This window comes from Brevundimonas sp. CURTG3B2_SDJG (assembly GCF_057364705.1).
Map to the genome: position 1 here is coordinate 1 of NZ_JBNFOJ010000256.1, position 3,935 is coordinate 3,935.

The 3,935-nt window shown below is 69.8% G+C and carries 5 protein-coding genes and 1 pseudogene; all 6 read right to left on the reverse strand.

All coding sequences use genetic code 11. The features are described from left to right. The coding region (thiL, locus tag AC2W7C_RS14470; RefSeq protein WP_486002053.1) for a thiamine-phosphate kinase at positions 1–944 on the reverse strand (944 nt) is incomplete at its 3' end. Between the two features lie 4 nt (positions 945–948). Beyond that, positions 949–1,485: a transcription antitermination factor NusB gene (nusB, locus tag AC2W7C_RS14475; RefSeq protein WP_486002054.1), complete on the reverse strand. Its 537-nt coding sequence runs from the start codon at positions 1,483–1,485 to the stop codon at positions 949–951. Continuing rightward, positions 1,482–1,964 (reverse strand): 6,7-dimethyl-8-ribityllumazine synthase, encoded by a 483-nt coding sequence (gene ribH / locus AC2W7C_RS14480; RefSeq protein WP_486002055.1) that lies wholly within the window; start codon positions 1,962–1,964, stop codon positions 1,482–1,484. The genes nusB and ribH overlap by 4 nt, the downstream gene beginning before the upstream one ends. Next, positions 1,940–3,081: pseudogene (gene ribB, locus AC2W7C_RS14485) on the reverse strand (3,4-dihydroxy-2-butanone-4-phosphate synthase). Before ribB ends, ribH begins: the two are co-directional and overlap by 25 nt. Positions 3,082–3,098: 17 nt before the next feature. Next, positions 3,099–3,332, reverse strand: a complete 234-nt coding sequence (locus AC2W7C_RS14490; RefSeq protein WP_486002057.1) for a riboflavin synthase family protein — start codon at positions 3,330–3,332, stop codon at positions 3,099–3,101. Further along, positions 3,254–3,935: riboflavin synthase (locus AC2W7C_RS14495; protein ID WP_486002056.1), on the reverse strand; the 682-nt coding region annotated here is incomplete at its 5' end. The genes AC2W7C_RS14490 and AC2W7C_RS14495, both read right to left, overlap by 79 nt.

Consider the following 3,935-nt stretch of genomic DNA (forward strand, 5'->3'; position numbering starts at 1 on the left):
CGGCGAATCGCGCGACGACGCCGCGACCGGCCACGACCCGGCCCCAGTCGGGTCAGGGGGAATGTGCCGCCGCGCGCTCCGGCGCAGGCCGCCTCGTCCTTGGCCGCGGCGGTGAAGGCGATCTCATAATCGTCCCCGCCGGTGACCAGTTTCTCCAGGGCCGCCTGCTCGTCCACCCGCCCATCGAACCAGGCCTGGCCCGCCAGCGAACGCGGCGTCAGTTCCAGGTCGATCTCGATCCCCACCCGGCCCGCCTCGGCCAGATGGCCCAGGTCGGCGATCAGCCCGTCCGACACGTCGATCGAGGCCGTGGCCATGTCGCGGACGGGCCCCAGAAAGTCCACGCGCGGAGCCGGCATGCGGTAATGGTCCGCCAGGGCGGCGAGACGCTCGGCCTCCAGCGACAGCTTGCCCTGGACCGCCTGCAGCCCCAGCCAGCCGTCGCCGATGAAGCCGGTCACGAACACCAGGTCCCCGGGCCGCGCCCCGGCACGCGCCACCGCGCGGCCTTTGGGGACCCACCCCAGGGCGGTCAGGGTGAAGCTGGCGGGCCCCGGCGTGACCACCGTATCCCCGCCGACCAGGGCCACGCCGAAGGCCTTCTGATCCGTCGCCAACCCCCGGGCGAAGCTTTCCCGCTCCGGCCAGCCGCAGCGTTCGGACCAGTGGCAGGACAGCAGATAGCCGAACGGCTCGGCCCCCTTGGCCGCCAGATCCGACAGGTTCACTCGAAGCAGCTTCCTCGCCACTGTGTCCAGCGGATCGGTCGGCAGGAAATGGACGCCCTCGACGATGGCGTCCTTGGTCAGGACCAGGTCGAACCCGTTTCTGGAGGGCACCACCGCGACGTCGTCCAGCAGGCCCCTGCCCCATTCGGGATGGGCCAGCGGCGCGAACAGGCGGCGGATGGTCTCGAACTCGCCCGCGACATCGATCGCCGGCATCGCGTCAGCCGCGCCCTTCGCCCCGCACGTCCCGGGCCACCCCGTCCAGCGCGGCGTTGACGAACTTGGCCTCGGCGTCGTCGAAGAAGGCCTTGGCCAGCTCGACGTACTCGTCGATCACGATCTCGCGCGGCACGTCCTGGCGTTCGCGCAGCTCCCAGGCGCCGGCGCGCAGCAGGGCGCGCAGCGTCGAATCCAGCCGCTCCAGACGCCAGTTGGACGCCAGGCGCGCCTTCACCGCCCCGTCGATCTCGCGCTGCTTCTCGACCACGCCCCGCACGATGTCGGCGAAATACGCCTCGTCGGCCTCGGCCAGGGCTTCGCCCTCGATGTCGGCGTCGAACCGGTGGTTCGAGAACTCGGTGATGACCGTGTCCACGCCCTCGCCCGCCAGCTCCATCTGGTACAGCGCCTGAACGGCGGCCAGGCGCGCGACGGTGCGCGCGCGGCGCTGACGGCCGCTCAGTTGGGTCTCAGCGCGGCTCTTCTCGGCCTCGGCGAGCTGTTCAAGGACGGACTGCAGGCTGTTGGGTTCGGTCACGAGCCCAGTCCTACGCGCAGCCGCTTCCTCAAGGCAATGAGATCCAGGCACGCGCGCGCCGCGCCGCCGCCCTTGTCGCCCTCGCTGCGGCGCGCCCGGGCCCAGGCCTGGTCCTCGTCCTCGGTGGTCAGGATGCCGTTGCCGATGGCGATTCCCTTGAGGCCCAGGTTGCGCAGGCCGGCGGCGGACTGATCCGACACGATCTCGAAATGATAGGTCTCGCCGCGGATCACGCAGCCCAGGGCCACATAGCCGTCGTAGCGCGGGGCGGTCGGCAGGCGGGCGGCGTCGTCAGCCATGGCGATGGCGGTCGGGACCTCCAGCGCGCCAGGCACCGAGACCACGTCGAACTCGGCGCCCTGGGCGCGCAGGGCGTCCTTGGCCCCGTCCAGCAAGGCGTCGGCCAGATCGTCGTAGAAGCGCGCCTCGACGATGAGGACGCGGATGGGGTCGCTTACGATGGGTCTTCTCCGTCCCAAGAACTGGCCATGTCGCGCCAGCCGACGATGCGCAGGCCGTAGCCTTCAAGCGCGGTGGGATTGGGGCGCGTCGAGCTCATCACGATCATGTCGCGCACGCCGAGGTCCAGCAGGATTTGGGCGCCGACGCCGTAGTTGCGCAGCGAGCGGTCGACGCCTTGGGCTTTTCGACGCCGGCCAGCCGCTCGGCGAGGCCGTGCAGGTCCGGGTCGCGCAGAAAGACGGTGACACCGGCGCCGTCATGGTCGCTGATCGCCTTGAGCGCCTGCGGGATGTAGCATTGGCGCGCCTCGACGTGGCCCAGCAAATCGGCGGCGAAATCGACCTGGTGCATGCGCACCAGGGTCGGCTTGCCCGGCTCGATCTTGCCGTGGACCAGGGCGACGTGCTCGTTCCCCTCGATGGTGTTCTTGTAGAGCATCAGCCGGAACGGGCCGCCGTGGACGCTCTCGAAGGGCGTGTCCATGATCCGCTCGACGAACCGTTCGGTGCGACGGCGGTAGGCGATCAGGTCGGCGATGGTGCCGATCTTCAGCCCGTGCAGCTGGGCGAACGCCACCAGGTCGGGCATCCGCGCCATGGTGCCGTCGTCCTTGATGATCTCGCAGATCACGCCTGACGGGTTCAGGCCGGCCATGCGGCTGATGTCGACCGCCGCCTCGGTGTGGCCGGCGCGGACCAACACACCGCCGTCCCGGGCCACCAGCGGGAAGATGTGGCCTGGTGTGACGATGTCGTCGACGCCCTTGTTCGGGTCGGTGGCCACCTGGATGGTGCGCGAGCGGTCGGCGGCCGAAATCCCGGTCGTCACCCCGTCCTTGGCCTCGATCGACACCGTGAAGGCGGTCTTCATGCTCTCGCGGTTGTCGGCGGCCATCGGCGGCAGGCGCAGCTGGCGCGCGCGGTCCGCGGTCATGGCCAGGCAGACCAGCCCGCGGGCCTGTTTGATCATGAAGTTGATCTGGTCCGGCGTCGCGAACTGGGCCGGAATGATGATGTCGCCCTCGTTCTCGCGGTCCTCGGCGTCCACCAGGATGTAGGGCCGCCCGTTGCGGGCGTCCTCGAGGATGTCCTCGATCGGGCTGATCGGACTGTCGTTCATGTTGGCCGCCAACATCGTGCGTTCCTTTGACATCAGGCCGTCTCCTGCCACCGCGCGAGATATCGCGCCAGCATGTCGATCTCCAGATTGACCGCGTCGCCGGCCTTCAGCCGGCCCAGGGTGGTCACATCCCAGGTATGGGGGATGATGTTCAGCGAGAAGACCTGTCCGTCCACGCCGTTCACCGTCAGCGACACGCCGTCCACGGTGATCGAGCCCTTGGCGGCGATGTAGCGGTGCAGCGGCGCCGGCGCCTCGACCTCGATGCGGTGGGACCCACCTCCGGCGTGATCGAGACGACGCGGCCCAAACCGTCGACGTGGCCCGACACGACATGGCCGCCCATCTCGTCGCCCAGCTTGGCGGCGCGCTCCAGATTGACCCCGTCGCCCGGCTTCCAGTCGCCCAGGGTGGTCTTGGACAGGGTCTCGCCCGAAACCTCGACCGCGAACCAGCCGTCCCCGGTCTCGGTCACCGTCAGGCAGCAGCCCGCATGGCTGATCGAGGCCCCCAGGTCGATCCCCGCCGTGTCCCAGGCGGTCTCGATCTCGTAGCGGCGGTCGCGCGCGGTCTGTTCGACCCTTCTGACGCGGCCGATGTCGGTGACGATGCCCGTGAACACTTCAGATCCTTTCGTAGCGTTCCCACAGGTCGTCACCGCAAGGCTCGACCGCAAGACGCCGGAATTTGGGAGCGTCGGAAAAGCCGCGCCAGCGCCAGGGCGGCCACGCAGGGCCGGCCCTCGCCGCCCAGCAGAATAGGGGCGCGGAAACCACTCCAGCCGATCCACCAAGCCCGCGCGCAGGAACGACGCCGCCACCTGCCCGCCGCCCTCGATCAGCACCGAGGCGATGCCGCCCCTCTGGAGC